This window comes from Paenibacillus koleovorans NBRC 103111 (assembly GCF_004000845.1).
GTDB classification, from domain to species: Bacteria; Bacillota; Bacilli; order Paenibacillales; family NBRC-103111; genus Paenibacillus_AA; species Paenibacillus_AA koleovorans.
Map to the genome: position 1 here is coordinate 32,946 of NZ_BIMA01000039.1, position 25,431 is coordinate 58,376.

A 25,431-nucleotide genomic window follows, 5' to 3' on the forward strand; every position below is an offset into this window, starting at 1 on the left:
AGCGGTAAAGCAGCATCTCACAACAGGAAGAAGGAACACCGTTGCCACGACTACTATATGCAGCTCTGATCGCGCTCAGCCTTATTTGGGGCGGCTCTTTTTATTTCATTAAAACGTTGCTCGACGATTTCGGCCCGTGGACGATCGCCTTCCTGCGTTCCGCCTGCGGTCTACTAGTGGTCACGTTTATTATGATCGCCATGCGCAAGCCGTTCGCGCTCCGCTCCATCCCCTGGATCCCGGTGACCATCATGGCGATGGTCAATACAGCAATCCCCTGGGCGCTGATCGGGTTCAGCGAAACCCGGCTTGCCAGCGGCACCGCCTCCATTCTGAATGCGACGACGCCGATCTGGACCATTCTCGTCGGGATTTCGCTGTTCCGGCAGCCGTCCAACCGCAATCAATGGCTGGGCGTCAGCGTTGCGTTTCTCGGCCTGCTCGTGCTGCTCGGGGTCACTCCCGGCGCGATTGCGTCGATGGATCCGATCGGCTTCGTCGGCATGCTGCTGGCGGCGATTTGCTACGGCTTCGGCTCCCAGCTGTCCAAACGGCTGCTCGTCGGCTTCTCGATGTATCAAATCTCGTTCGGCACCTTGCTGACAAGCGTTCTGGCATGCGGGGTGTTAGGCGCACTGACGGAGCCTGTCGTAGCCGCCGATCTAACCCAATGGAGCAACCTCGTGCCGATTATCGGGCTCGGCGCGTTCGGGTCCGGCTTTGCTTATATTTTGTTTTATTACATGGTGCAAAAAGGCAGCCCGGAATTCGCTTCCATGGTGACCTACTTGGTGCCTTGCACCGCTCTCGTCTGGGGCGCGTTGCTGCTGGATGAGGTGATTCACTGGAATTCGGTGGCCGGACTGGCGATCATCTTGGGCGGCGTATTCCTCGCAAGCAGACCGGTTCGAACAAAGGAAGGAGATCGCCCGCATGGAGCGCGTATACGACACCGCTGACGCTAAATCGCAGGGTGCCTCCACCTCTGCATCTGCCTCCACCTCCACATACGAAACCGCGCAGGTGTGTCTGCTGGCCGGCAAAATCATACTGGAAAACGGCGGAGAAACGCACCGGGTCGAAGATACGATGACGCGAGTCGCAACGGCTTTCGGCCTGCCGAACTCGCATAGCTATGTGACGCCGACGGTAATCATATTCTCGATCGACGGTCCGGAGCAAATCACCCGGCTGATCCGCATCTCCGACCGCTCCACGAACCTGATGCGCGTCTCGGAGGTAAACGCCGTGTCCCGACGCATCAGCCAAGGCGAGCTGACCGTCGCCGAAGCGTATGCGCTGCTCGAGCAGATCGAACGGACGGACAGCGGCTACGCCAAGCGGGTGCGGATCCTGACGGCGGCTCTTCTCAGCGCCTGCTTCTTAATCATGTTCGGCGGAGTGTGGGCGGACTTCATCCCTGCGCTGGCGGCCGGTGGTGCGGGCTACGCCTGCTCGATTTACTTGCATCGCGTCGTGCCGATCAAATTTTTCGCCGAGTTTCTATCCGCTCTCGTGATCGGGGCGATCGCCATTTTGGCTATCAAGCTGGGCTTGGGCCAGGACCTCGATACGATTATCGTCGGCTCCGTCATGCCGCTCGTACCGGGGCTGCTCATTACGAACGCGGTGCGGGACCTGATGGCGGGGCATTTCGTCTCTGGCTTGTCCAAAGGGGCGGAAGCGCTGCTCACGGCATTCGCGATTGGGGCCGGCGTCGCCTTCGTGCTGTCGTTCTATGAAGGGAGCGCGCTGCTATGATCGATATCGCGGAACAGCTGCTCGTCAGCTTTGCAGCATCGGCTGCATTCGCTGTTTTGTTCCATGCGCCTCGAGCGAGCTTGCTTCATTGCGGCTTCGTCGGTGCGCTGGGGTGGGTGCTTTATGTGCTGCTGCTGCGCGTGCCGGCGGATCCGGTGCTGGCGGCGCTGCTTGCTTCCTTCTTCGTCGCGGTGCTCAGCCAGCTGTTCGCGCGGACGTACAAAGCGCCGGTCATCATTTTCATAGTAGCCGGAATTATTCCGCTTGTGCCAGGCGGGATGGCGTATGACGCGATGCGCAATATCGTGGAGAATCAGTATGATCAAGCGGTGCAGCTGGGGGCCAAAGCGTTCATGCTGTCCGGCGCGATCGCGATCGGCATCGTGTTCTCGGAAGTGTTGACGTATTTGTCGCGGCGGCCGAAGGGGTAGCAGTCTGGGAAACTTTTTACCGTCGGCCAGAGCGGTCAGGAGCGGGTTTGCAGTCTTGTTTTTTGCGTAGCGGTGGGCTATTCTTGAGGTTGACACTCTATCGAACGGAGGGAGATTCGCGAACATGGCGGTTACGTTATACGGGTATGCCAAGTGCAGTACATGCCGGGATGCTATGAAATCTTTGCAGCGCAAAGGCGTGGAAGCGAAATTATTTGATATGTTTGAGACGGCGCCTCCGCAGGAACGTATTAGAGAGTGGATGGCGGCGAGCGGGCTCCCGCTGAAGAAGCTTTTCAACACCTCGGGTGAAGTGTACAAGGAAATGAATCTGAAGGACAAACTCGGCGACATGTCTGAGGATGAGCAGATTGCGCTGCTGGCTTCGAACGGCCGCTTGGTCAAACGTCCGATCGTAGTCGATAGTAGAAGAAAAAAGAAGATTACGGTTGGTTTTAAAGAAGAAGAGTATGAGCGTGTTTGGGGACCGAATACATAAAGACGGTGCGGTAGCGGCTGGGAACAGCTAGTGGAATGATTCGTTTCGGCGAGACGAATACAGGTCCGGTGCCTGTCTGTTGTGGGGAATGGGGGGTGCAGGTCTTGGCGGGGCAAGAAAATCCGAATAAATCCAGGTGGTGGGGAATCGGGGCGATCGGTACTTTCCTGCTTGGTCACGTGAAGACGCTGTTGTCTCTTTTCTCCATGGGCAAAACCGGAGGGGCGGTGCTAAGCGCCGGAGTTGCGATTGTGTTCTACGCTTGGCTGTACCAGTGGGAGTTTGCCGTCGGCGTTGTGGTGATGGTGTTGATGCATGAGCTCGGTCATGTTATGGCTGCCAGGCAAAAGGGATTGCCGGTAACGGCGCCTTTTTTCATCCCCTTCCTGGGAGCGCTCATTATGCTGAAGCGCAATCCGCGCGATGCAGTGACGGAAGCATATATCGCCATGGGCGGACCGGTTGTCGGGACGGCGGCGGCTTTGCTTTGTTTTCTGCTGGCTTGGGTCCTGGGGCATCCGCTGTTCTACGTTATTGCCTACATCGGGTTCGTGTTGAACCTGATCAATTTGCTGCCGATTCACCCGCTCGACGGAGGACGGATCGCGGTGACGGTAACCCGCTGGATGTGGGTGGCCGGCTTGTTGTCGGGAATCGTGATCGTCATTTATATCAAATCGATTCTGCTGTTCATCGTATGGGCGCTGTTCTCGATCGACCTGTTCCTGCGGTTCGTCTGGCGGGGGCCGAATCAAGGTCGCAGCTATACTTTGTACGGCCGGATCGATCGGAAAATCGATGAGATTGCTTACGCGAACTGGCTCATCTCGGGGTATCAGTACACAGGCGATCTGGAATTTACTACATACAGCGATTTGGAAGGCCGCCAGTGGGTGGAAGTGTACTGGGATTTGACCGGGGCTACTCAAAAGTTCGAGATGCAGGAGCAAGGGATCGTCAAGCGGGTCCACAGCACAAGCGTCGAGTACAAGTGGAATCAGGCGCCTAAGCGGCTTGTTATGAAAGTGGAAATCGACTACATTCCGCACGAAAACGATCAATATTATGTGGTGTCTCGTAAGGTGCGGTGGAGATACGGGCTGGCGTACGGCGGGTTAGCTTTGTTCTTGATGTTGATGATGTGGGCGGTGCATATGAAAATTCCTCCTTTTGTTGGGTTTATGTAGGGTGGTTGGCAGACCGGTCCGCAGTCAGGCAAGCTGTCCTCTGGTCTGTCGGTCGTTCAAGTCGACAAATTTCCCGGGCAATAGTTTGGAAAAATGGTGAGGAGTGAGGAGCGATGTCGGAAAAACAATCTTCCGTTATGCTGGTCGATGGGATGGCGCTGCTGTTTCGGGCGTATTTCGCCAGTGCGTACAGCGGATACATCAAGCGCACGAGCACCGGGTTGCCGACGAATGCGGTGTACGGGTTCGTCAGGTATATGCTCGAAGCCGTCGAGCAGTTCGGGCCATCGCATGTGGTATGCTGTTGGGACATGGGAAGCCGCACATTCCGCACCGAGCAATATGCGGATTACAAGGGCAACCGGCCGGAGGCGCCGGAAGACCTGGTGCCGCAGTTCGACCTTGTGAAGGAGGTCGTGGCCAGCTTTGGCATCCCGAACGTCGGCATTCCCGGCTTCGAGGCGGACGACTGCATCGGCACATTATCGTTGGCATTTAGCGCCGAGGCTGACGTGATGATCCTGACGGGCGACCACGACATGCTGCAGCTGGTGTCGGAGCGGACGAAGGTGATCATCATGAAGAAAGGCCCAGGCAACTATATGGTGTACGACCCGCAGACGCTGCTCGAGGACAAGCAACTGACGGCGGCGCAAATCATTGACCTCAAAGGGCTGATCGGCGACACGAGCGACAACTACCCGGGCGTGAAGGGCATCGGGGAGAAGACGGCGCTCAAGCTGCTGCAGGAGCACGGCTCGATCGAAGGGATTCTGGACAACCTGGCGGCGCTGCCAAAGGGCGTCAAGGCCAAGCTCGAAGCCGGGTTGGACATGCTGCATCTGTGCCGCGAGCTGGCCACGATCCGGCGCGATGTGCCGGTTGCCTGCACGCTGGAGACTTGCTGCTGGGCGTTCGACCGGCATCAGGTAATCGCCAAGTTTGAGGAACTCGAATTTAAGGGACTTATGAAATTAATTGGTTGAATGGGGGACTCCCTGGCGGTTTGTGCGCTTGGGAGTTTTTTGTTTTGTGTGGGGCGTGCTGGGAGTGGGGCTATTTAGCAGTATGTGATGGGAAATCTCCAGGTAACATTGCGTTGCAGTAGTCCGGGGAGTCGGACTATAGGGCCAATCGGACTACAGTGGAACGCTGCGAGCTAGAGGTGCGAGAGCAGCCCAACGAAAGTACTAGTTACCCGGAGCTGAGCGGAAGGGATAGTGCAGAAAACGTAGGTGGACGGGAGGGCGTGAGGGTAGAATGGCTAAAGTGTGGCGGACCACCAGGTAACCATAGTAGGTCGCGTAGTCCGAAAAAGTCGGACTACGGAGTGGCTACGGGCTCCAAACACTCACGCAGTCCGAATATGCCCAATTGGAGTGGGGGTTTCCGACGAGCATTCATGATAACGGCCCTGCAAGTGGGCGAAGTCGGACTACAGAGTCAATCGCTCTACGAAGCTGCTCCGTAGTCCGATTTTTTCGAACTGCAGCGGCACATGGCAGGTTATAGATGCGAGAGCGGCTCAGCGAAGTACTAGTTACCCGGAGCTGAGCGGAAGGGATAGTGCAGAAAACGCAGGTGGAAGGCGGAAGTGAGGTTAGGTAGGCTTGGTCGCTCAAGGAGGAGACTGGGTACCTGGAGCTGAGCGGAAGGGATAGTGCAGAAATCGCAGGTGGACGAGTGGGAGCAAGTCCAGAAGGCTTTTGGTAGTCCAACGAGGCACTGGCTTCTCACGTCTGAGCCAATGGGATAGTGCCAAAAACGCAGGTGGACGAGAAGGAGTTTAGCCCGTCCCACTTGCTCATTTTCCACCGCTTGCGCAAATTCCACATCCGCGGGGCCTTGTGTGGCAAGAGATTCGCGCTTTTTCCACCGTCCGCCGCACGGAAATGAAAACGCTTTATTGTCATCGCGAAAGCGCTCTCTAATAATAAAAAGTGTGGAAAGGCGAACACCGCCGCCATAAAGGGCCAAAATAAAAAGGAGGCAACAAAATGGTTCGGAAGCCAGGAAGGGTCAGCTTTACTCTCGCCCTTGCGGTCGCCTTGCTTGTCGGCTGCAGCAGCAGCGGCGGCAAGGGATCGGAAGGAACCAAATCATCGCCGCAGGCGTCCACGGCGCCGTCGGCCTCGGCGAACGCTCAAGCGGGCGGCGATGTCGGAGGCCTCAAGCTGCCGATCGTAGACAAACCTACGACGCTGACATGGATGGTCTCGATCGACAGACCGCCGGAAAACTTGGCGAGCTCGCTCTTCGTCAAGGAGATCGAGAAGCGCACAGGCATTACGCTCGACATCCAGGTGCATTCCGCGCAAGTGTACAAAGACAAATTGAAAATCGTCCTGGCGTCGGGCAAGCTGCCGGATATTTTCAGCGGACTTACCTTGGCTGAAGCGAACAAAATGGGCGGGCAAGGCGCGCTTGCACCGATCAATCCTTACATCAAAGACCTTCCGAATTTCAAAAAGCTGTACGTCGACAACGCGGACAACAACTGGATCATGAAGTCCTGGACCGACGACAAGAACAATCTATACACATGGCCGTCGTACGGCTTGCAGTGGGACGTGAACCACGGCTTCCTGTACCGCAAGGACGTGTTCGACAAGCTCGGCATCAAGGAATGGACCAATACCGACGAGTTCTACCAAGCGCTCAAAAAACTAAAAGAAGCGTATCCGAACTCCTACCCGTACGCGAGCAAAACGAAGGAAAACATTTTCCGCGACTGGGCATTCGGATGGGGGATCGGCGGGTCGAGCTTCCCGGCCTATTATGATGAGAAATCGAAAGACTGGAAGTTCGTTTACACGTCGTCGGAATTCAAGGCCGAGCTGGACTTCTTGAAGAAGCTCTACAGCGAAGGGCTGATCGATCCGGAGTTCATCACCGACACGGAAGCGTCCTGGACGGCGAAAATGACGACGAACAACAATTCCTTCGTCACCTTTGACTGGATTGGCCGTCTCGACCTGTTCGCCAACCAAGTGAAAGCGACCAACCCGAACTACAACCTGCGGTACGGCAACCCGGTCGGACCGACCGGCAACATCCGCTCGCTGCCGCGGATCGACAACTTCGGCCTCGTCGTAGCCGAAGGCAAGAACAAGGAAATCGCGCTCAAGCTGCTCGACTACCTAAGCAGCCCGGCCGGCGGCTCCTTCCTGACGATGGGTATTGAAGGCGAGACGTTCAAGATGGAGAACGGCAAGCCGGTGTATCCGGAGCTGAAGGACTTGCCGAACGTCGACATCTACGCGCTGGAGAGCAAATACGGCCTGTGGATCGAGTCGATGGTGCTCCGTCCGGACAAACGCAACGTGTATTTCAACTACACGGAGAAGGAACAGGAAGCGCAAGACAAGATCAACAAAGCGAAAAAATTCGAGCCGCTCGATCCGGTATTGAAGTTCACGGACGACGAGACGAAGGTCATCGCCGAATACCGTGTTGCACTGGACAAAGCGGCCAACGAGTTTGCCACGAAGTATGTGATGAAAAAGGAAGTTGGCGAAGCCGATTGGAAAGAATTCCAGACGAGCATCGAGAAGCTCGGATCGGCGAAGTTCATCGAGGCGTATGCCGCGGCGCAGAAACGCTACAACGACGGCAAATAAGCAACTGATGGTCAGGCGCCCGGATCCGGAGAAATGGAGTCCGGGCGTCCCTGCCCTCGCTCGATCATTACTACCAGAGAGATAAAGGAGGGAGTCCAGATGCTGCAATCCAAGCAACAAGTCGCCAAGCCTCCAGCCGGACGTTTGCCTTCGAAACCCGTTGCGGTCTGGCGCCACATCAAGCGAGATCGGCAGCTGCTTCTCTTGTTTCTGCCTTGCATCGTGTTCTACATCCTGTTCCGGTACGGCCCGCTGTACGGCATCATCATCGCCTTTAAGGACTACAACGTCTACCAAGGCATCTGGGGCAGCGAATGGGTCGGCCTGGAGCATTTCCGCAAGTTTCTCGACAGCCCGGATTTCTGGAAGCTGTTCAAGAACACGCTGCTGCTCGGCTTTTTTACCCTGATCTGGGCGTTCCCATTCCCGATTGTGTTCGCGGTGCTGCTAAACGAAGTGCGGATGGTCCGGTTCAAAAAGTTCGTCCAAACGTCCAGCTACTTGCCGGCATTCCTATCGGTCGTTGTGGTCAGCAGCATGGTCATCGACTTCCTCTCGCCGACACACGGACTGGTCAACCAGGCGCTGAAGGCGCTCGGGCTCGACAGCATTTATTTCCTGGCCGCACCGGAGTGGTTCCGCACGATATACGTGTCCTCGGAAATTTGGCAGCATATGGGTTATGAAGCGATCATCTATTTGGCCGCGATCGCGAGCATCGACCCGACCTTATACGAAGCCGCGAGAGTGGATGGCGCGAAACGGTTCCAGATGATGCGCTATATCACCGTGCCGAGCATTCTGCCGACGATTCTGATTCTGTTCGTGATCAAGGCAGGCGCCATGTTCCGGATCGGCTACGAGAAGGTGCTGCTGCTCTACAGTCCGATGACCTACGAGGTTGCCGATGTGTTCTCCACGTTCGTTTATCGCAAAGGGCTGCTCGACACGAACTACAGCTATGCGGCGGCGGTGGGCGTGTTCGAATCGCTGATCGCGCTGATCATGCTGCTTATGACGAACATGCTGACCTCGAAGGTGGGGGGGAGGGGACTGTGGTGACGACGAATACGGCCAGTACGGCAAACTCATCAAATCCTGCAAACTCATCAAATCCAGCAAACGCATCAAGCCCAGATCACCCGACAAATTCACCCAGACCGGTCAACCGCAACCCATACAACCGCATCACGCTGTTCGACTGGTTTCTCGTTCTGCTGCTCAGCTTGGTAGCAATCTCGACGCTGTACCCCGTCCTCTACATCGTGGCGATCTCGTTCAGCGATACGGCCAGCATCGTGCAGAACCGGGTGTTCCTCTGGCCCAAAGGGTTCAACCTGCAAGCGTATCAAGAAATTCTCGCCACACCGCGCATCCCGCGCGCTTACTGGAATACGATTGTTTATACAAGTGTAGGCACATTTATCAACCTGCTGATGACGGCGGTGGCTGCGTATCCTTTGTCGAGACCAGGCTTTTTCGGACGTAGAACGTTTACCATAGCGATCGTGTTGACCATGTTCCTTTCCGGCGGCATCATCCCTTCCTATCTGATCGTGCAAAAGCTTCATCTGATCGATACGATGTGGGCGCTCGTGCTGCCGAATGCGATTTGGACGATGGAGCTGCTGATCTTAAAAAGCTTTTACGAGTCCATGTCGAGCTCCCTGCGTGAATCGGCGATTGTGGACGGGGCGTCCGAGTTCCGGGTTTTATTCCAAATCACGATCCCGCTGGCCAAACCGGCGCTTGCCTCCATCGGCTTGTTTTATTTCATGGGGCACTGGAACAGTTTTTTCATCCCGATGATTTATTTGAACGATTCCGATTTGTACCCGCTTCAGGTGGTGCTGAGAGATATGCTGTTCAGCGCTACGGTCAAGGATTCGACGCTGGTGGATAAGGCGACGCTTACCCCGCAGGCTTTGAAAAACGCAACGATTTTCATCTCGATGATTCCCGTGCTGATGGTGTACCCGTTTGCACAAAAATATTTTGCGAAAGGGATCATGCTGGGTTCGGAAAAAGGATAAGCACGACGATGCAGCGAATATAGAAGCATCCTGTTTAATACCTGTATCCTAATTTGGAAAAGGGGGGCGGTAATGAAGCTGAATATCAGTTTGTTTGCCAACAAGGATTTGCTCAAAATTTTTGGCGCGCTGCTATCGGTTGTCATCATCATGTTCGCTTCTAATTACCTCGTGTACAAAAACTCCTTGTCCAGCATCTACATGCAAGTCAGCGAGAACAACAAGCTCACCGTACAGAACACCATACGAGCCTTCGACGAAAGCTTCAAAGACATCAATGACCTGATTTATTCCATCCAGATGCTTCCATACCAAGTGTGGAAATCGCATGACGACGGTCTGGTCGACCTGCATGAGGCGTATCGGATGTACAAGGAAATCGGCGAGCTCACGACCTCGATCGATTATGTCGAAGAGGTGGCGATCTTCCACAGAAACTCCAGCCTCGCGATCACGAGGGTGGGCACGATCCATATGGAGGAGCTGTTCAATCGCCAGTACACCAACAAAACCTATGTCGCCGAGCTATGGAAAACGTTCGCGGCCAACCAGCATCCTTTGCGCGTCTTTCCGGCCGAGTCCTTCACCAAGAGGGGCGTCGACAGCAAGCTGAGCCTGCTGCCCGTCCTCGGGAGCAACCAGCTGTCCGATCTGAACGTACTCGTCTACCTGAACATGGATAAGCTGCTGAAGCATATCGACCAATCCGGAAGTGTCGTGAAGGATGCGTCGCTGATCGTGTTGGATCAGAATCGCAGTGCGGTGTTCAATACGGAGGCCGGCTGGGATTTGGTCGAGGCGATGAAGGCTTTGAACTTGGGGACGCAATCGGAGACGACGCTGAAGAAAAAGGATTTCGAGTACACCCTGATCAAATCCGACTACAACGGCTTTATCTACATCGTCAAGTCGCCTTACACGCTCGCTTTGATGACAACGGTGGCGAATACGAATCGGCTTATCATCGTGATCGCGATCGCTTATGTGCTGCTCTCGACGGTGCTGCTCAGCTATTACTTGTACAAAGCGGTGCGCAGCATTCTGGCGCTGATCGGCGGGAGGGAAATCGGCGGAACGGGCTACCGGAACATCAAAACCGGGATCGTCACGATGCAGCAGGAGAACGAGACGTTCAAGAGCCAGATGGCTTTTATCCGCATGGAGATGAGGAAAAACGCGTTTCTCGACATTCTGCGGGAGTCCGGTCCGACAGCGGAGGCGGATCAGCGGATTGAGCCGTACCTGGTCGATATTTTTCAGGAAAAATATTTCCTGCTGGCGGGGTTCCATCTGTATTCGGCCGGCGCGAACCCGATGGGAGATGCGGGGACGACCGAGGTGTACACGGCGGTGTTGCAGGAGGAGCTGATCAAACGAGTGGGCAAAGGGGTCGTCTTCCACATGACGAACCGGCGGTACTTGGCGGTCCTCAGCATCCGGCATCCGATCGATCGGGAATCGACTCTGAAACGACTGAGAAGCTTGGCCCAGCATGGGCTTGGGGAGCAGCAGGAGCATGCGCTTATCGTCACGGCAAGCCGGCTGTACGCGGCTCAGACGTCGAATGTGCCGATCGCTTACCAGGAGCTGGAGAGCGGTATGACGTACCGGAACTTGCAGCAGGACGACCCGCTTATCGATTGCCTGGCGATCCGATTGAACGGGAAGGTGCTCGTCCCGCTGGACGAGATCGATCGGGCGGCGCATTCGCTCAAGGCCGGAAACGTCGACGACTGTGTGCGGATCGTGGACGAGATCGTAGCCGCCAATGCCAAGCAGCGCGCGCATTACCAGCAGATGGTGCCGATCATGAAGACGATGTTCTACGCGTTCGTCAATCAGCTCGATTCCGGCGTCGTCCCGACTCATGAAATCGTGGCGCTCGAGGCGGAGTTCAACCGGAGCTTGGAGGATGCGTTCCACTACGGTGCGATGCGGGAAGGGTTGGTCAAGGCGATTCGGACGATTTGGGACAAAATCCGGTTGGACCACCGAGGCCGGCTGAGCCCGTCGGATATCGCTCGGTTCATCGACACGCATTATATGGAGCCTTTGCATCTGGAGCAGATGGCGGAGCTGATGGAGACGTCGCCCAAATATTTCTCCACTTATTTCAAGAAGCAGTTCGGCGTCAATTTCGTGGAATACCTGAATCGAGTCCGTCTCAAGCATGCGAAGGAGCTGCTGAGAGCCACCGACTTGACCGTCGCGGAGATCGGGGAGAAAACCGGCTTCCTGACGGCGACGACATTCACCAATACGTTTCGAAAATACGGAGGGGTTTCGCCTAGCGAATATCGCAAGCACTTGTTGTAGGGGTAGAGGAAGTGAGAGAGACCTCTAACCACGATGAGCCTGCCCGGGATGGGGTAAATTGGAGCGCAAAGGGGACTGATGATGACTTTGAAGCCTATTTCGGAAGCATATTCGCTCGATCCGTATCGGGGAATGCCCGATTATCCGCTGATCGTGCGGGGCGAGGGCTCCGGCTGTACGACGACGCCGGGCGCCATTATTGGGGCGGCAGCGGGGGCAGCGGAGCGATCAGCCTCGGCCACCAGCACCCGCGCGTCGTGCAGGCGGTGCAGCAGCAGGCGGCGGAGCTGCTGCATGTGGGGTGGAACGTGCCGACGGGCGTTCGGCACGAGCTCGTGCAGCGTCTGGGGCGGTTCGCCCCATACTGCGCGGTGTTGTTGGCCGTCGCCGGGACGGAGGAGACGGAGGCGGGGTTGAAGGTCGCGCGTGCGGCTACCGGGCGGCGCGGGGTGCTCGCGTTTGACCGGGCGTTTCACGGGAAGAGCACGGGGGCGCTGGGGGCGACTTGGAAGCCGTCGTTTCGCGCTTACAGTGCGTTCGACCGGGATTCGTATCGGTCGGTGCCCTACCCGATGCAAGGTATCGGGAGCAAGCTGGCGGGTGTGACGGTGGAGCAGTGTTTGACGGAGCTGCGCTCGGAGCTGGAGGAGTTAGGCCGTTGCGGTGAGTTACCGGCGGCGTTGATCGTGGAGCCGATTCAGGCGGCTGAGGGTGTACATGCGGGCGGGGCTGACTTTTTGCGTGAAGTCGTCGAGCTGGCGCGCCGGTATGGGATCGTCTCGATATTCGACGAGATCTATATGGGCTTCGGGCGGACCGGCGCTCCGTTCCACTGCGTGAAGACGGGCGTTCTTCCTGACTTGCTGCTGTTCGGCAAAGGGCTCGGCAACGGGGTGCCGAGCGCCGGCGTGATGGGTCCGTCGCGGATCAAGAACGCGCTGCCGGCGGGCAACCATAGCTCGACGTTCGCCGCGAATCCGCTTAGCTGCGCGGCAGGGCTCGCCGTGCTGGACGTGATGGAGGCGACCGAGCCTTGGTTGGCCGCAGAGCGGCTAGGTAGCGAGCTGAGGCTCGGCATTGTGCCACAGACGCCGGTGCTGTTCAGCGGTACGATCGCCGATAACATCCGCTACGGCAACCCGGACGCGACCGATGAGGCGATCGAGAAGATGGCCGGGCGCGTAGGCGGTTGGCACTGGCTGAAGTCGCTGCCGAATGGCCTCGCGACGAAGATCGGCGAGAGCGGCAAGGGCGTATCCATGGGTCAGAGGCAGCTGATCTCGCTGTGCAGGGTCATGCTCCGCGACCCGCGCATTCTCATTCTCGACGAGCCGACGGCGAGCATCGATCCGTTCACGGAGTCGCGCATTCAAGCGAGCATGAATGAGCTGTTCGATGGTCGGACGGTTCTCGTCATCGCCCATCGGCTGTCCACGATCAAGAGCGCCGACCGCATCGTCGTGCTGGAACGAGGTAAACTGGTGGAGCAAGGCAACCACGAAGAGCTGCTCGAGAAGGGCGGTCACTATGCGGACCTGTACAACCAATATTACCGTCATCAGGAGCTTGCCATCTAGTTAGGAAAAACGAAGAGGGGCAGCGAGAACTTCAAATTTGTAACGAAACTGAAATGTAATCTTCATCCCCGTTTAATGATGGCGAGCTATACTTATTTACGACCCCCTTTTTGATATAGAACGCCTTGAAGACCCGCGGCCCGTTGCTGTGGGTCTCTTTCTTGCAGTTTCGGCTAACCTTGCGATTCAGAAGGCGGCTAGTCTAGGGTAAAAGGTGAAGTCAGTCGTCGTCGTGCGTCGGGCCACAAAGAAGGCGACCCATTTGTAACGAAATTGAAATGTGCCGTTCATTCCGTTTTAATGTTCGCGGGGTATACTTACTTACGACCCCCTTTTTGATATAGCAAGACTTAAGACCCGCAGCCCGTTGCTGTGGGTCTCTTTTTTTGAGCTGGCGTATTGCTTAGCTGCTCCGGTACACTTCCGGGAAATGCGCGCCGCGCAAAATCTCCCCGGGAGCCACCTCGACATAAGCGTCCATGACGTGTTTGCCTTCCGGCTCGTAGCGGGTGTACCCGGGCATGTAGTGGACGGCGATCGCCCTGCGTTTCAGCTCCGAACGATTGTGCGGGCTGCCATGCCAAGTCAAGGAATGGTGGTAACCGACTTGGCCTTTCCTAATCTCGAAGGGGACCGCCTGGACGATCGCTCCTTCCGGAAGCAGCTCAGGCTGTCTGTGGTAGGGCATGAAGTCCGACGTTGCGGCCAAGTGCCGCTGATGATCGCCCCACTTGTGCGAGCCCGGCACCATCCACATGCAGCCGTTCTCGATGACGGCATCGTCGAGGGCTACCCAGGCGCTGACCAAGTCCGCCGGCTGCACGACCGGCCACAGCGGGTAATCCTGGTGCCAGGCGGTCGGGCCGCCCGTAACCGGGGGCTTGTATTGGACTTGGTCATGCCAGATGCGAAGCGCGTCCGTCTTGCACAGCTGAGCGATTTCTTCACAAATCCGCGGATGGGAAGCATGCTGATAGAACAAATCGCTGGCCATCCAGATGTTGACGACTTGGATTACTTTTTCGCTGACCGACATCTTCATGTTGTCATACAGCGCTGGAGACTCATCCCCATCCAGTTCTTTCAAGTTCCGATTCAAGACTGGCTTCTTGACGGATTTCCCTTCCAGCACCAGATCGAGCTCTTCCCGCAGCCGCTCCACTTCCTCCTCGCTCAGCACTACATCGCCTTTCAGAAACCCGTTCGTTTCAAACTCCTTCACTTGCAGCCCCGTCAACATATTCGTTGCGCTCCTTTGTCGATACATTTAAGATGAGGTCATTGAGGTCAGTATAGCGCGCCGAGGGTGCCTGGTATTTGCATAAATTCAAGCTTCCGCTTTCACTTTTCCAACATTGTTCGAGAGGGAACGTTGCCATGTTTCTGGGAAACTTAAACAAGCTGTTGCCAACCGTCAACTTTGCCTCGCGGACGGCTCAGTCGGCTGGGACGGATTTCGGGATCCGCGTCATTCCGGATTTTCAGCTGTTCCACGTCATTCACGGCAAAGCCGTGCTGCGCCTAGGCTCCAAGGTGTACACGATACTGGACGGCGGGGCTGTTTTTTACGGGATGGATACGGCTCATCAGTTAAAGCTGCTTGCGAACACGGAGTTCTATAGCATGCATTTCAGGTGGGATTCCCCCCAGCCCGACCCTGTTCACCCGGCCTATCAAATTCGTTATTTGGAGCCGGATCAGCTAGCCGGAGTGCCCAGTACGCATACGGTGGAGATTCCGGGGCGAGGCACGGTGGCGATTCCGAATGCGTTTCGCGAGCCGGTGCTGGAGCCTTTGTTCGAGAAAATCGTAAACGAGTACATTCAGGAAAAGCCTGGGTATGCGTTCATGCTGCGGGGGCTGCTGATGGAACTGCTCACGGTGTGGATACGTCAGTTGTCGGAGAAGGATGCGAAGTCGGATGACTGGAGGTTAAGCAAAGCGATGCGAGCCTTGTCGGAGGAGCCGGAGCAGAATTGGTCGGTCGAGGAGCTGGCCAAGCTGTGCGGGTATCATCCCACCTATTTCACCAAGCTGTTCCGAGAACGGTTCGGCGTCGGGCCCAAGCACTATTTGCTCGAGAACCGGACGAAGGTTGCCAAACGGATGCTGCTGGAGAACAAGAAGCTGGAAGAAATTGCAGAACGCCTCCAGTACGGCAGCATTCATTATTTCAGTACGCACTTCAAGAAAGCGACGGGGTTGACGCCGAGCGAGTTCAGGCAGCAGGGGGTTCCTCCGGGGGCCGAGGAGTTGGAACCCAAGTAAACTGAGTACTTAGGTTCATAACGCTCCGCCAACCCACCAAGCGTTATGGTGAATAATATACTCAACTAACCACCTCACTGTAGCTGTTCAAATTTTGGATCGTATTGTGACTGTAACACGCCTCTGCATGATACTGAGCTTTTCAATTGAGAATAATACATATAAAAAAGGGAGTGATAGCGGACGATGGAAGAGGAGTTGTACGTTCAAGTGAAAAAGCACAAAGATCGATTGATTCTGCAACAACCTATTTTTCAAAGTCTATCTGATTTTTTACAGGTGAATTTTGGATATGATGTTCTATGTTGTGGGTATTACAGAAAAAGAATGAAATCATTACCATCTTATGTTATTAATCGCTTAGACATTTACTCAGCCGACAATGCCTCTTTTTCAAAAATGAGAGAGGATGGATTTACACAAAACTTACATGGTGTGACGGCCCCAAAGGTTGAGCAGACGCTAGATTATATAAAAAAATTAATTGTGGACCATCGTGTTCCTCAACGCTTTCCATTCTACAGAAACCCCAAAATATATTCGACACTCCACTTAAAAGTTAACGAAAAGCTAATCATCGAAACAAATCGCCTGTTTGTCATGAGTCACTCATTTGAACAAGCTTATAGAGAATTTAGTTTGACCAATCAATCTAAATCCATTGTGAATTTGATAAACTCAACCTTTCCGTCTCTTCCTATTTATCGTGTGCTAATTAACTTCGGTAGCATTTTTGTGTTTTTCCAAACGGATGCCGACAAGGAAAAGTACGATCTAGACGGTACTTCTGAGGAGATTAGAAATGTCTGTTTTTATTATCTGAAGGAGAAGGATGAATATGGATTGTATCGAGAGAAACACCATGTTCCTTTCCAAACAGATAGCGACGAAAAAGTTAAGAAGGAATTCGAAGGAAGTTATTTTTATTATTTTAAATAATCTTGGGTTAATGATCATGGGCAATACTTACTTACGACCCCCTTTTGATATAGGAACACCTTTAAGACCCGCACCCCGTTGCTGTGGGTCTCTTTCTTGATAGTCGTTCTTTCCCTTGCCGGGAGGGGGCGAAAAGGATATGGTCAGCTGTATAGACCCTTATCCCAGGAGGCATGGAATGAAGAACGATCCCATCCAGATTCAGATCGACGATGTACAGGCTCAGGTGCAAGAGGCGCATGACTTCGAGTGGCTGCGGACGTTGGGGCGCGTGGTGGCGGTGTTCGATCAGCAGGATTCCGGCAACATCAGCTTTGGCGTGGAAAAGAGCGGGGCGAAACGGTTCGTCAAATACGCCGGAGCGAAGGCGGTTACGTTCTCGGGCGAGCCTCGGGACGCGGTGCAACGGTTGAAGGCGGCGGTTCCCGTCTTTCAAGAGCTGCGCCATCCGGCGTTGGTCGAGCTAGTGGATCACTTCGAGGTAAACGGCGACGGGTACGCCGCGGTGTTCCACTGGTTCAAGGGCGAGTCGCTGCACAATCATTGGATGTTCCCGCCCCCGGCCAAATACACCGATCCCCGGTCGCCAAATGTGAGGTTCCAGCAGCTGCCTTTGGAGGATCGGTTGCGTGCGGTGGATACGATCTACTCGTTTCACGCGCATGTGGAGCGGCTTGGTTATGTGGCTATCGATTTTTACGACGGCAGCTTGTTGTACGACTTTGATCGGCGCGAGCTGAAAATATGCGATATCGATCTTTACGAGCGCAAGCCTTTTATCAATACTATGGGCCGCCTGTGGGGCTCTTCGCGGTTTATGGCTCCGGAGGAGTTTGAGCTCGGGGCAACGATCGATGAACGAACCAATGTGTTCAACATGGGGGCGACGGCATTTGTTTTGCTCGGCGGGGAACGCGACCGGGCGTTGGCGAAGTGGACGGCAGGGGAAGCGCTATATGAAGTGGCCCTAAAGGCGGTTGATCCCGACAGGGAGCGGCGCTTCGCAAGTGTAGCCGCGTTTAAGGCGGCTTGGGATGCGGGCAAGGCGGAGTGTGGAGGAGCCAACGTTAACGGACAGGATCGGTGATGAGGATGAAGCTGCTGATCGTCTCGGATGAGGAATCGAAGTACATCTGGGATTATTTTGACAAGGAACGGTTCAAGGATGTGGAGTTGATTATTTCGTGCGGGGATCTGAAGCAAGCGTACTTGTCGTTCCTGGTCAGCATGCTGGACGTTCCCCTGTACTATGTCCACGGCAACCACGATACGGATTACAAGAAACACCCGCCGGAGGGCTGCGTCAGCTTGGAAGATCGAATCCTCACTTACAAAGGTGTACGCATAGCAGGTCTAGGTGGAAGTATCCGGTACGCTCCTGGTGAGTTTCAATTTACCGAGCGACAAATGCGTTGGCGAATGGTAAAGTTGAAGCCAAACCTTTGGTGGAATCGCGGCCTCGATATTCTGGTCACTCACGCACCGGTGCTCGATCTAGGGGACGGCCGAGATCCCGTGCATAAAGGCTTCGGCTGCTTCCGAACGTTCATGGATGCGTACAGTCCCCGTTATTTGTTCCACGGCCACCAGCACTTGAACTACGGCAGAAATGAAAGAATCCATACGTATAAGGACACGACTATCATTAATGGGTTCGGCTATTATATTGTGGATTTTCCGTCGCGAGGCAAAATAGAAGTTTTCAAAGGAAAGTAAGAGGGGGAGTAAGAATGACGATCAGAAGGCTGACTCCGGCGGATGCGTCCGCGTACAGAGAGATTCGGCTGGAGGCGCTGCAGGCTCATCCCGAGGCGTTCAGCTCCAGCTATGAGGAGGAAGTGGAACGGTCTTTGGCGTTTTTTGAGGAAAGGCTGCGTTCGGAGCAGGTGTATACGTTCGGCTCGTTCGCGGAGGACCAGTTGCAGGGAACAGTCACGCTGCTGCCGGAGTCGAAGTCGAAAATCAAACACAAAGCGCATCTTGTCGCCATGTTCGTGCGTCCTGCTGCTCGCAGGTCGGGGGTGGGGCGGGGACTTTTGTCGGCGGCTATCAGTCAAGCGCGGGCTTTGGGCGGGATCGAGCGGGTGTATCTAGGCGTTACCGCTACCAATGTTCCGGCGAGACGTCTGTATGAGGCGCTGGGTTTCCAGTCGTACGGACTCGATAAACGCGGGATGAAGATTGGAGATCGGTACTTGGATGAGGAATTGATGGTGCTGGAGCTGGATCGGGTGCTGGAATAGAGCAAACTGCTGCCTACCCAAGTAAAAATGTCCCGCGACCAACTACAGCTCCACTACAAGCCCAAACTTCACAAGCACCTTAGTCAATCTGCCACCCAGCTAAATATCAGCTTCTCCACGACGCGAATCCCCCCAATACGCCACCCACGTATATCCGAGATGCACCTCATTTCTCGCTCGAGTTAACAAAATTTATGAAATTTTTATCAATCTTACAATTCAAGAAAAACATTCTTACCTCTCGAGCGTCTAATATAAATGTGAAATGGCATCGTGGAGGAGGTTGGCAAGGTGTATCTACGTTTGGTTGTATTAGTGCTCGCGTTCGAAGTACTGGTCACGGTTGCGGTCGGGATCGGCATTTATCAAGGGTTCGCCATCTTCCCCTACTCGCTCGCCAATCCAGTGGAAGCTGTTACCCAGACAAATAGCTTCACGGCGGTCATCCCCATGTATTTGCCGGAGCTGCCGGATTTGAAAATTCCTTTTACGTCGCTGAAAACGAACTCACAGCACGGGGGACCGTTATCCATATTCGTCTCGACTGTAATCCTGATCGTGCAAGCTTTCGTCAGAGGCATGTATTTAGGCGGGATACACGGCTGGCTACAGGGCAAATTACCGCTCTCCTTAATCGTCGAGGGACGCCGATACTTTTATCGCATGTTTGGATGGTCGTTCCTTCAAGCGATACTCGGCGGGCTGCTGCTTGTATTGGCGATGACTGCTATACCTTTAGGTATCTTGATCTTGTTGATTTTGCTGCTATTCTCGCTTGCTCCGTACTTGGTCGTCATTCGCAACTATTCGCTGGGATATGCATTGGGAAAGGCACCGGGCATGTTGGGCCGACGGTTTTTCGCTTTGCTGCCCATTGCGGTAGTGGCACTACTGGGCACGCTGTTCATCGGCCTGTTTCGAGCGCTTCCTGCGCCATACGGGTATGCGGTGCCGCTGCTATCCTACGCGTTTGTCGGAACGGGTCTGATCGCCTTGGTTATGAAAAGCTTGAGCTCCAAGCCAACGGCCGCTGAAACAGAAACAAGGACCGTCGTTGTCCAGAACCCGCAGCTAGAAGCACCTAAACCTCGGAGCCCAAGAAAGCTCACCCTTCTTCTCCCTCTGGCGTTGATCCCGCTCCTGACTGCAGCGGCCTTCTGGGCGGCTTCCGGCTCTTACTTGCGTTTGCTGGATTGGGGGACGAAGGAGCAGCTTGCCGGCATTTCCTACAAACCGAGCTTATCGGACGTGTATTACGCCTCACAAGGACGATACGCCACATACGAGTGGCTAGAAGGAGACTTTCGGATAGCCATCGATCTCCCGGACCTCTCCAACGACAAGAAGCCCCGAGAGTTGAACGGGGTTGCGGAAATCACTTGGCTTGTGGATGAGGAGGAGGTGTCCGAGACGCGAACACCAGGTCGGATTACGAATCGAGTAGACGTAGTGCCTCTCACGCGCACCAGCCATGTGATGTATCGGCTCGTTCAAACAAGGGGACCGGATGGCAGCCTTTACTACACAAGCGCCGGAGGGGCTGCTAACTTATTGCCGGGCGATGAGAAGCCGCATCAACCATTCGAAGTGCAAACAGCGCCTTCCAGAGCATGAACCGTCCTGAGCTTGGGTTGGCCGTAGCGATGCAAGAGGCAGACGGTCGGATGGTCGTCCAGATGATCGACATGATCCAACGCTCCGGTGCGCAAGTCGTTGTGCCCGCTTGGTTCGAACAGCAGTGGACGGATTATTTGAGGAGCCTTTATGAGGGAGCGAGCCTTGAGGAGATGCTGAGGTATTTGACGGCCGTCGGCTCCAGCAAGGGCTTCGAAAGCCGGACTATTCCCGAGCTTAGCACCGATACGAAGACCGCCACTCAGTTGACCCTCACCTTCCCGAAAGGTACGATCCGGATTCAGGCCGAGAGTTCGATGAAGGATGCCAAACAGTCCAAATTCCAGGTGGACTTGAACCGATAGAACGGCGCTCAGAGGGGCGCTTGAAGTTCAGGGACGTCGGTATCGCATTCCGGAAGAGCTGTCCGATCAGTTGTTGCAACCTTCATCGATGGCTAATCCAAGCTCAATCTTGCAACAGCAGAAGGTGCCGACAGAGAGCGGACGGTACGAGTTCCTGGGCAGCATCGGGCTGTTTGCCAATGGGCCGGGGCGGATGCTTCACCTGTTGTTTGACCGGGAGGAGCAGCGGTGGAAGGCGTTTGAAGATTGGGGTATTCCGTACGTGAAAGATCTTGACCGGGACGGAATGAGTGAGATCCTCGTGCAGTTTGAAGGTTTGCATTTGAATGGACCGAATGTTAATGTGTACTCTTTTTCGGAGGATAATGGATTGGAGCGGGCGTCGGTTGTCACAGAGAAAGAGGCTCAAGGACGGCGTCTGGCAGCTCAAGTCAATAGGGAGCCGAGCGTTTGGACGATAGAGGTGGGAGAGGAGCATGAGTCGGGATTTCGAAGCCGAGAGTACCGGTATGAGCAAAAGAAGCTTCGACTAATCCGTTGAACACAGAAGTAGAACACACGAAAGGAGCCTCCTGCAGAATTCTGCGGAAGCTCCTTTTTTCAATATAAGTACGATACCACGATTTGGGTCCGGAGGGAAATTAGTTCAATAACTTGCCCACAAAAAGAGGAGATTTTTCCAAATTGTCGAATATGAGTATTTCGTGATGAGTATACAGAGATTCCATAAAAAGGACAGGTGTGCGATGAAGAGAAAGAGTTGGAGATGGAAGAAGCTTGCTGCGATTCTGAGCGTGGTGCTAGTGGTGGTCATTACGAGCTGCCAGGCGATCTCGGGGTTCGACGTGAACAAGGCGCTCGTGGAAGCGATGGTCGCCAAGTCGATGGAAGGCAAAGGGGAGTATACGCTGAGCCTGGTGCTGGATGAAAAAGCGCAGATCGATCCGAGTCGATTGGCGATGCTCAAGCTGTTCGAAACGGTGAAGGTGAAGCTCGATTCCATCAAAATGGAGAGCACCGCTAAGTTGTCCATGAAGGGATCGGCTTTGATTGCGAAATATAACATTCCTTTCGAGGCGGCTCTGAACGAGGAACAAATGGTGCTGAAGATTGAAGGGGCCAAGAAGCCGCTCGTCTTTGACTTGGCCGAGGCTAAGGGTGATGCTGCCGCTGCGCAGGAGATGCCTCCATTCTACACGGAGCTGCAGAAGAAGCTGAGCGACGGCGAGCTGACGAGCAGCATGATGGCTTACTTGGTGAAGCAGCTGCCGAACCCGAGTAAGCTAAGCGTGGACAATGTAATTGAAACGATCAACGGCGAGTCGGTGTCCCTGCACAAGCTGCATGGCGAGATCACGGGGAAAGAGCTGATCCCGCTTGCGAAAGCATTTGTGAAAAACGCGCTGAAAGACGACGAATCGCTAAAAGAACTGATCGGGCAGCTGTATGACGCGCTGTATCCGCTCTTGTCCGCGGAGCTGGAGAAGGCGATAACGGCGCCGAAGGAAGAGGAGCTCTTGTTTGACGATGCCGATCTGGATTTTGATGAGGCTTACCCGGGTATAGTCAATCCGTTCAGTCAGCTCAAAACCGCAATGGACCCGATCCTGAACGGATTGAAAGCGGTCCTGGACGATCGCGAGATCGCAATAGAAGTCATTCATACGGAAGTTAAGCAAGTGTTCGTCATCCTGTTGGTGGCGTTGGAAAGTCTCGGCGCGAAGGAGCAAAAGTCTTGGGAAGCCGCTTTTAACGAGAACAGTTACTTCAAGACCGACCTGTATTTCGATAACCGCTTCAAGCTGCGCAAATCGAACTCGGTCATTCAGATTGCGCCTCAGATGGAAGATTCGAACGGCTTGACCGCGATCCGAATCGAGGCGAGCACGGAAAATTGGAATGTGAACGAGAAGGTTCAAGCGGATTCGATCCCTCTGACGGGAGGCGGCATGACGTTCACAAGGGAGACTCAGCCGACGGACTTCCTGCAAAACCTGGATCCGAAGTCGGACGTCTACCAACTGTTCCGCAAAGACTTGGGGATTGCCAAAGTGTCGTTCCCGCTGTATATCGGAGCCGGCCTGTATATTCCAGGGGTTGGAATGCCTTATATTGAGAATGGTGTGACGATGGTACCGACCCGTTTTATAAGCGAACGCCTGCATGCTAAGATCGAATGGGATCCGGCAACGCAGAATATCAAAGTTCTCGATACGCTCAGCTCGCGTACGATCGTGCTCCATGCCGGCAACAAGGTGGCGCTGGTGGACGGCAAAAGCGTCGAGATGGAGCAGGAGGTCGTCGTCCGCGACGATACGAGCTATGTGCCGCTCAGCTTTATCGTGACCCAGCTCGGCGGCCGTACGGAATGGAACGACGAGATGCGAGCGATTCAGATTACGAGAGAGTAAGGAGGCGAGGCTGTCGAGTTGATCTGGCGGCCTCGTTTTTCATTAGAGGGGGGACTAGTGGAGGATGGCTGGAATTCCTGTAGTTGAAAAATGGGCCCGTGGTGCAGCGGCCTTAGTCGGATTTCCGTTATCCGCGTACCAGCTGGCGGCATCGGCTAGGGATGCTTCCCGATACAAGCCGGTAGGACGAATGGTAAAAATCGGAGATCGTCACTTGCATGTCTGTTTGACCGGGGAAGTATTGTCAGGCACCGGCACGCCAACCATTATTTTGGAATCGGGGATGGGCGGTTGCGCGTTGGATTGGGCTTTGGTACAGCCGGAGCTTTCCAAGTATGCCGCCGTGTTGTCCTATGATCGTGCCGGGTTTGGATGGAGCCAAGAGACTTTGCCGATCTCGACATGCTGGCACTATGTGTACGATCTTCGCGAACTGCTGCAAACGCTAGGGCTGAGACCACCGTATCTGCTAGTTGGACATTCGTACGGAGGGATGATGATGCGGTTGTTTGCTTCGTATTATCCGAACGAGGTTCAAGGGCTAGTGCTGGTCGATTCTACACATGAAGGGCGATATTTGGACGGGAGCACTAGCAAGGCAAGGAAGAAAGAACAAGCGGGGTATCGGAAGCTAATGAGACTCGGTTATCTGTTGTCTCCAATAGGAATTCCGCGTATGCTGAGAAGGTCGATTGGGTCGAAACGGCTGCCTCCGAATGTGCAGCACATCGTCACTGCATTGGGATACCGAAGCCATGCTTACACGGCCGCTTATGCGGAGCAGCTGGGTACGGAGCAGAGCGCTAGACAGTTGAAGTTCTCACAGCCCTTGCCTCCCGAGTTGCCCGTTGTCGTCCTGACCGCAGGGAAGCAGAACGAATCGTGGAAAAAGGGGCAGGCGTTCCTGCTGCAGCTGACCCGGCAGACGACCCAGATCATCGTGGAAGATAGCTGGCACTCCATCCAGATTCACAAGCCGCAGGCTGTGATTGATGCGGTGAGGGGATTGTTGGATCACAAGAGGAACGGTGTTTTATGAAAAAAACTGACCTAGCAGAATCGTGCATGAACGGCTAGGACGGCGGAGCGAGAAAGCTTTAAGATGAAGAAGGGAAAAGGAGGCCGGGACAACGGGATGGATTGGCTGACAAGGATGAACGGCGCGCTTGAATATATCGAAGGCAACTTGGCGGGTGAGATCGACTACAATCGGGCGGCGGAGATCGCTTGCTGTTCGGTGTACCACCTTCAACGGATGTTCTCGTTCATGGTGGACATCCCGCTGTCCGAGTATATTCGGCGGAGAAGATTGACGCTGGCGGCGTTCGAGCTGCAGCATAGCGCGATCAAGATCATCGACCTGGGCATGAAATTCGGCTACGACTCCCCGGAGGCATTCGCTCGCGCGTTTCAGAAGCTGCATGGAGTCCCCCCGACGTTAGCGCGTCAGAAAGGCACGGCGTTGAAGTCGTATCCCCGGCTGTCCTTTCACATTACGATTCGAGGAGCGATTGAGATGAACTACAAGATTATCGAGCATGAAGCGTTCACGGTGTTTGGGGTCGAGGAGCTGTTCTCCATGGAGAATGGGGAAAATTTGATCGGCATTCCGCAAATGTGGCAGAGGCTGTTCCAAGACGGGACGGTGGACCGGATCTCGTTAGCGTCGGGTCGGCAATGGAACGAATCCAGCCGCGGCATATGTCCGGTGAATGCGGTGATGTGCTATGGCGAAGGGCAGTCCGGCAAGTTTCCGTATATGATCTTCGGCTTTATGCCGGAGTCGGGCGAGGTGGACACGGAGACGTACAAGGTGCTGGACATTCCGGCCGCGACTTATGCGATCTTCAAATCGGAGGAGTACACGCCGGACCAGCTGGTCGGCCAGATTCAAGGGTTGTGGAAGCGCATCTACACGGAATGGTTCCCGATGGCTTCATACGAGCCGCAAAACGGACCGCAATTCGAAATGTACGGGGTCGCCGAGAGCGGCAAGGAGTACTGCGAGGTGTGGATTCCGGTGCGGAGCAAGTAGCTTAGAGTGTTAGTTGAGGAGGGTCGCGATGGTTCGCGGCCTTTTTTTACAGCTAAGAAAGTTTAAGTTCTTCACCGTATTGAAGCGTCAGGGGTACCCTGACTTACTGGGGGGTCGGACTGCAGAGCAAGG

Annotated in this window: 23 protein-coding genes; 22 read left to right on the top strand and 1 reads right to left on the bottom strand. The window is 54.8% G+C overall.

Annotation, left to right across the window (positions count from 1 at the left end; genetic code table 11):
• The first annotated feature begins 41 nt into the window (after positions 1-41).
• From PKO02S_RS14915 to PKO02S_RS32900, 11 genes are all read left to right on the top strand, one after another.
• Positions 42-959, top strand: a complete 918-nt coding sequence (locus tag PKO02S_RS14915) for a DMT family transporter (RefSeq protein WP_127584154.1) — start codon at positions 42-44, stop codon at positions 957-959.
• Positions 934-1,761 carry a threonine/serine exporter family protein gene (locus tag PKO02S_RS14920; RefSeq protein ID WP_127584156.1) on the top strand — a complete coding sequence of 276 codons (828 nt, stop codon included), beginning with the start codon at positions 934-936 and terminating at the stop codon, positions 1,759-1,761. The genes PKO02S_RS14915 and PKO02S_RS14920 overlap by 26 nt, the downstream gene beginning before the upstream one ends.
• Positions 1,758-2,192, top strand: coding sequence for a threonine/serine exporter family protein (locus tag PKO02S_RS14925; RefSeq protein ID WP_127584158.1), 435 nt, complete (start codon positions 1,758-1,760; stop codon positions 2,190-2,192). The genes PKO02S_RS14920 and PKO02S_RS14925 overlap by 4 nt, the downstream gene beginning before the upstream one ends.
• 124 nt (positions 2,193-2,316) lie before the next feature.
• Positions 2,317-2,691 carry an arsenate reductase family protein gene (locus PKO02S_RS14930; RefSeq protein WP_127584160.1) on the top strand — a complete coding sequence of 125 codons (375 nt, stop codon included), beginning with the start codon at positions 2,317-2,319 and terminating at the stop codon, positions 2,689-2,691.
• A 95-nt stretch (positions 2,692-2,786) separates the two neighbouring features.
• On the top strand, positions 2,787-3,878 hold the full coding sequence (locus tag PKO02S_RS14935) for a site-2 protease family protein (protein ID WP_373865212.1): 1,092 nt from the start codon (positions 2,787-2,789) through the stop codon (positions 3,876-3,878).
• Between the two features lie 113 nt (positions 3,879-3,991).
• Positions 3,992-4,864 (top strand): 5'-3' exonuclease, encoded by an 873-nt coding sequence (locus tag PKO02S_RS14940; RefSeq protein WP_127584164.1) that lies wholly within the window; start codon positions 3,992-3,994, stop codon positions 4,862-4,864.
• Between the two features lie 1,011 nt (positions 4,865-5,875).
• Positions 5,876-7,498 (top strand): extracellular solute-binding protein, encoded by a 1,623-nt coding sequence (locus PKO02S_RS14945; RefSeq protein ID WP_127584166.1) that lies wholly within the window; start codon positions 5,876-5,878, stop codon positions 7,496-7,498.
• Between the two features lie 99 nt (positions 7,499-7,597).
• Positions 7,598-8,560 (top strand): ABC transporter permease, encoded by a 963-nt coding sequence (locus PKO02S_RS14950; protein ID WP_127584168.1) that lies wholly within the window; start codon positions 7,598-7,600, stop codon positions 8,558-8,560.
• 125 nt (positions 8,561-8,685) lie between these two features.
• Positions 8,686-9,531: a carbohydrate ABC transporter permease gene (locus tag PKO02S_RS14955; protein WP_127584201.1), complete on the top strand. Its 846-nt coding sequence runs from the start codon at positions 8,686-8,688 to the stop codon at positions 9,529-9,531.
• Between the two features lie 72 nt (positions 9,532-9,603).
• Positions 9,604-11,847 (top strand): helix-turn-helix transcriptional regulator, encoded by a 2,244-nt coding sequence (locus PKO02S_RS14960; RefSeq protein WP_127584170.1) that lies wholly within the window; start codon positions 9,604-9,606, stop codon positions 11,845-11,847.
• Between the two features lie 11 nt (positions 11,848-11,858).
• Positions 11,859-13,424 carry an aminotransferase class III-fold pyridoxal phosphate-dependent enzyme gene (locus tag PKO02S_RS32900; RefSeq protein ID WP_218033932.1) on the top strand — a complete coding sequence of 522 codons (1,566 nt, stop codon included), beginning with the start codon at positions 11,859-11,861 and terminating at the stop codon, positions 13,422-13,424.
• 403 nt (positions 13,425-13,827) lie between these two features.
• Here the strand turns inward: PKO02S_RS32900 and PKO02S_RS14970 are convergent, their stop codons facing one another.
• Positions 13,828-14,664: a phytanoyl-CoA dioxygenase family protein gene (locus tag PKO02S_RS14970; RefSeq protein ID WP_127584175.1), complete on the bottom strand. Its 837-nt coding sequence runs from the start codon at positions 14,662-14,664 to the stop codon at positions 13,828-13,830.
• A 137-nt stretch (positions 14,665-14,801) separates the two neighbouring features.
• Between PKO02S_RS14970 and PKO02S_RS14975 the strand changes: the two genes are divergently transcribed.
• The 11 genes from PKO02S_RS14975 (at position 14,802) to PKO02S_RS15025 (ending at position 25,299) form a co-directional block, all read left to right on the top strand.
• Positions 14,802-15,692: a helix-turn-helix transcriptional regulator gene (locus tag PKO02S_RS14975; protein WP_127584178.1), complete on the top strand. Its 891-nt coding sequence runs from the start codon at positions 14,802-14,804 to the stop codon at positions 15,690-15,692.
• A 186-nt stretch (positions 15,693-15,878) separates the two neighbouring features.
• Entirely contained in the window at positions 15,879-16,631 is a 753-nt protein-coding gene (locus tag PKO02S_RS14980) for a hypothetical protein (protein ID WP_127584180.1), read from the top strand.
• 178 nt (positions 16,632-16,809) lie between these two features.
• Positions 16,810-17,718, top strand: coding sequence for a serine/threonine-protein kinase (locus PKO02S_RS14985; RefSeq protein ID WP_127584182.1), 909 nt, complete (start codon positions 16,810-16,812; stop codon positions 17,716-17,718).
• Positions 17,719-17,723: 5 nt separating this feature from the next.
• Complete coding sequence (locus tag PKO02S_RS14990; RefSeq protein ID WP_127584184.1) at positions 17,724-18,347, top strand: metallophosphoesterase family protein; 624 nt, start codon at positions 17,724-17,726, stop codon at positions 18,345-18,347.
• A 14-nt stretch (positions 18,348-18,361) separates the two neighbouring features.
• On the top strand, positions 18,362-18,874 hold the full coding sequence (locus PKO02S_RS14995) for a GNAT family N-acetyltransferase (RefSeq protein ID WP_127584186.1): 513 nt from the start codon (positions 18,362-18,364) through the stop codon (positions 18,872-18,874).
• A gap of 291 nt (positions 18,875-19,165) precedes the next feature.
• On the top strand, positions 19,166-20,488 hold the full coding sequence (locus PKO02S_RS15000; RefSeq protein ID WP_127584188.1) for a hypothetical protein: 1,323 nt from the start codon (positions 19,166-19,168) through the stop codon (positions 20,486-20,488).
• Complete coding sequence (locus PKO02S_RS15005; RefSeq protein WP_127584190.1) at positions 20,485-20,853, top strand: hypothetical protein; 369 nt, start codon at positions 20,485-20,487, stop codon at positions 20,851-20,853. The genes PKO02S_RS15000 and PKO02S_RS15005 overlap by 4 nt, the downstream gene beginning before the upstream one ends.
• A gap of 70 nt (positions 20,854-20,923) precedes the next feature.
• Entirely contained in the window at positions 20,924-21,394 is a 471-nt protein-coding gene (locus tag PKO02S_RS15010) for a hypothetical protein (protein ID WP_127584193.1), read from the top strand.
• Positions 21,395-21,599: 205 nt separating this feature from the next.
• Complete coding sequence (locus PKO02S_RS15015; RefSeq protein WP_127584195.1) at positions 21,600-23,264, top strand: copper amine oxidase N-terminal domain-containing protein; 1,665 nt, start codon at positions 21,600-21,602, stop codon at positions 23,262-23,264.
• Between the two features lie 64 nt (positions 23,265-23,328).
• Positions 23,329-24,303, top strand: coding sequence for an alpha/beta hydrolase (locus tag PKO02S_RS15020; protein WP_127584197.1), 975 nt, complete (start codon positions 23,329-23,331; stop codon positions 24,301-24,303).
• Between the two features lie 63 nt (positions 24,304-24,366).
• Complete coding sequence (locus tag PKO02S_RS15025) at positions 24,367-25,299, top strand: AraC family transcriptional regulator (protein WP_246067027.1); 933 nt, start codon at positions 24,367-24,369, stop codon at positions 25,297-25,299.
• Positions 25,300-25,431: the final 132 nt, after the last annotated feature.

Excerpts from the sequence above, each read along its gene's own strand:
- PKO02S_RS14970 (WP_127584175.1), bottom strand. The coding sequence starts at position 14,664 with ATGTTGACGGGGCTGCAAGTGAAGGAGTTTGAAACGAACGGGTTTCTG.
- PKO02S_RS14980 (WP_127584180.1), top strand. The coding sequence starts at position 15,879 with ATGGAAGAGGAGTTGTACGTTCAAGTGAAAAAGCACAAAGATCGATTG.
- PKO02S_RS14975 (WP_127584178.1), top strand. The coding sequence starts at position 14,802 with ATGTTTCTGGGAAACTTAAACAAGCTGTTGCCAACCGTCAACTTTGCC.
- PKO02S_RS14945 (WP_127584166.1), top strand. The coding sequence starts at position 5,876 with ATGGTTCGGAAGCCAGGAAGGGTCAGCTTTACTCTCGCCCTTGCGGTC.
- PKO02S_RS15015 (WP_127584195.1), top strand. The coding sequence starts at position 21,600 with ATGAAGAGAAAGAGTTGGAGATGGAAGAAGCTTGCTGCGATTCTGAGC.
- PKO02S_RS15005 (WP_127584190.1), top strand. The coding sequence starts at position 20,485 with ATGAACCGTCCTGAGCTTGGGTTGGCCGTAGCGATGCAAGAGGCAGAC.
- PKO02S_RS14985 (WP_127584182.1), top strand. The coding sequence starts at position 16,810 with ATGAAGAACGATCCCATCCAGATTCAGATCGACGATGTACAGGCTCAG.
- PKO02S_RS14940 (WP_127584164.1), top strand. The coding sequence starts at position 3,992 with ATGTCGGAAAAACAATCTTCCGTTATGCTGGTCGATGGGATGGCGCTG.
- PKO02S_RS15025 (WP_246067027.1), top strand. The coding sequence starts at position 24,367 with ATGAAGAAGGGAAAAGGAGGCCGGGACAACGGGATGGATTGGCTGACA.
- PKO02S_RS14990 (WP_127584184.1), top strand. The coding sequence starts at position 17,724 with ATGAAGCTGCTGATCGTCTCGGATGAGGAATCGAAGTACATCTGGGAT.
- PKO02S_RS14950 (WP_127584168.1), top strand. The coding sequence starts at position 7,598 with ATGCTGCAATCCAAGCAACAAGTCGCCAAGCCTCCAGCCGGACGTTTG.
- PKO02S_RS14925 (WP_127584158.1), top strand. The coding sequence starts at position 1,758 with ATGATCGATATCGCGGAACAGCTGCTCGTCAGCTTTGCAGCATCGGCT.
- PKO02S_RS14920 (WP_127584156.1), top strand. The coding sequence starts at position 934 with ATGGAGCGCGTATACGACACCGCTGACGCTAAATCGCAGGGTGCCTCC.
- PKO02S_RS14930 (WP_127584160.1), top strand. The coding sequence starts at position 2,317 with ATGGCGGTTACGTTATACGGGTATGCCAAGTGCAGTACATGCCGGGAT.
- PKO02S_RS15020 (WP_127584197.1), top strand. The coding sequence starts at position 23,329 with ATGGCTGGAATTCCTGTAGTTGAAAAATGGGCCCGTGGTGCAGCGGCC.
- PKO02S_RS14995 (WP_127584186.1), top strand. The coding sequence starts at position 18,362 with ATGACGATCAGAAGGCTGACTCCGGCGGATGCGTCCGCGTACAGAGAG.
- PKO02S_RS14960 (WP_127584170.1), top strand. The coding sequence starts at position 9,604 with ATGAAGCTGAATATCAGTTTGTTTGCCAACAAGGATTTGCTCAAAATT.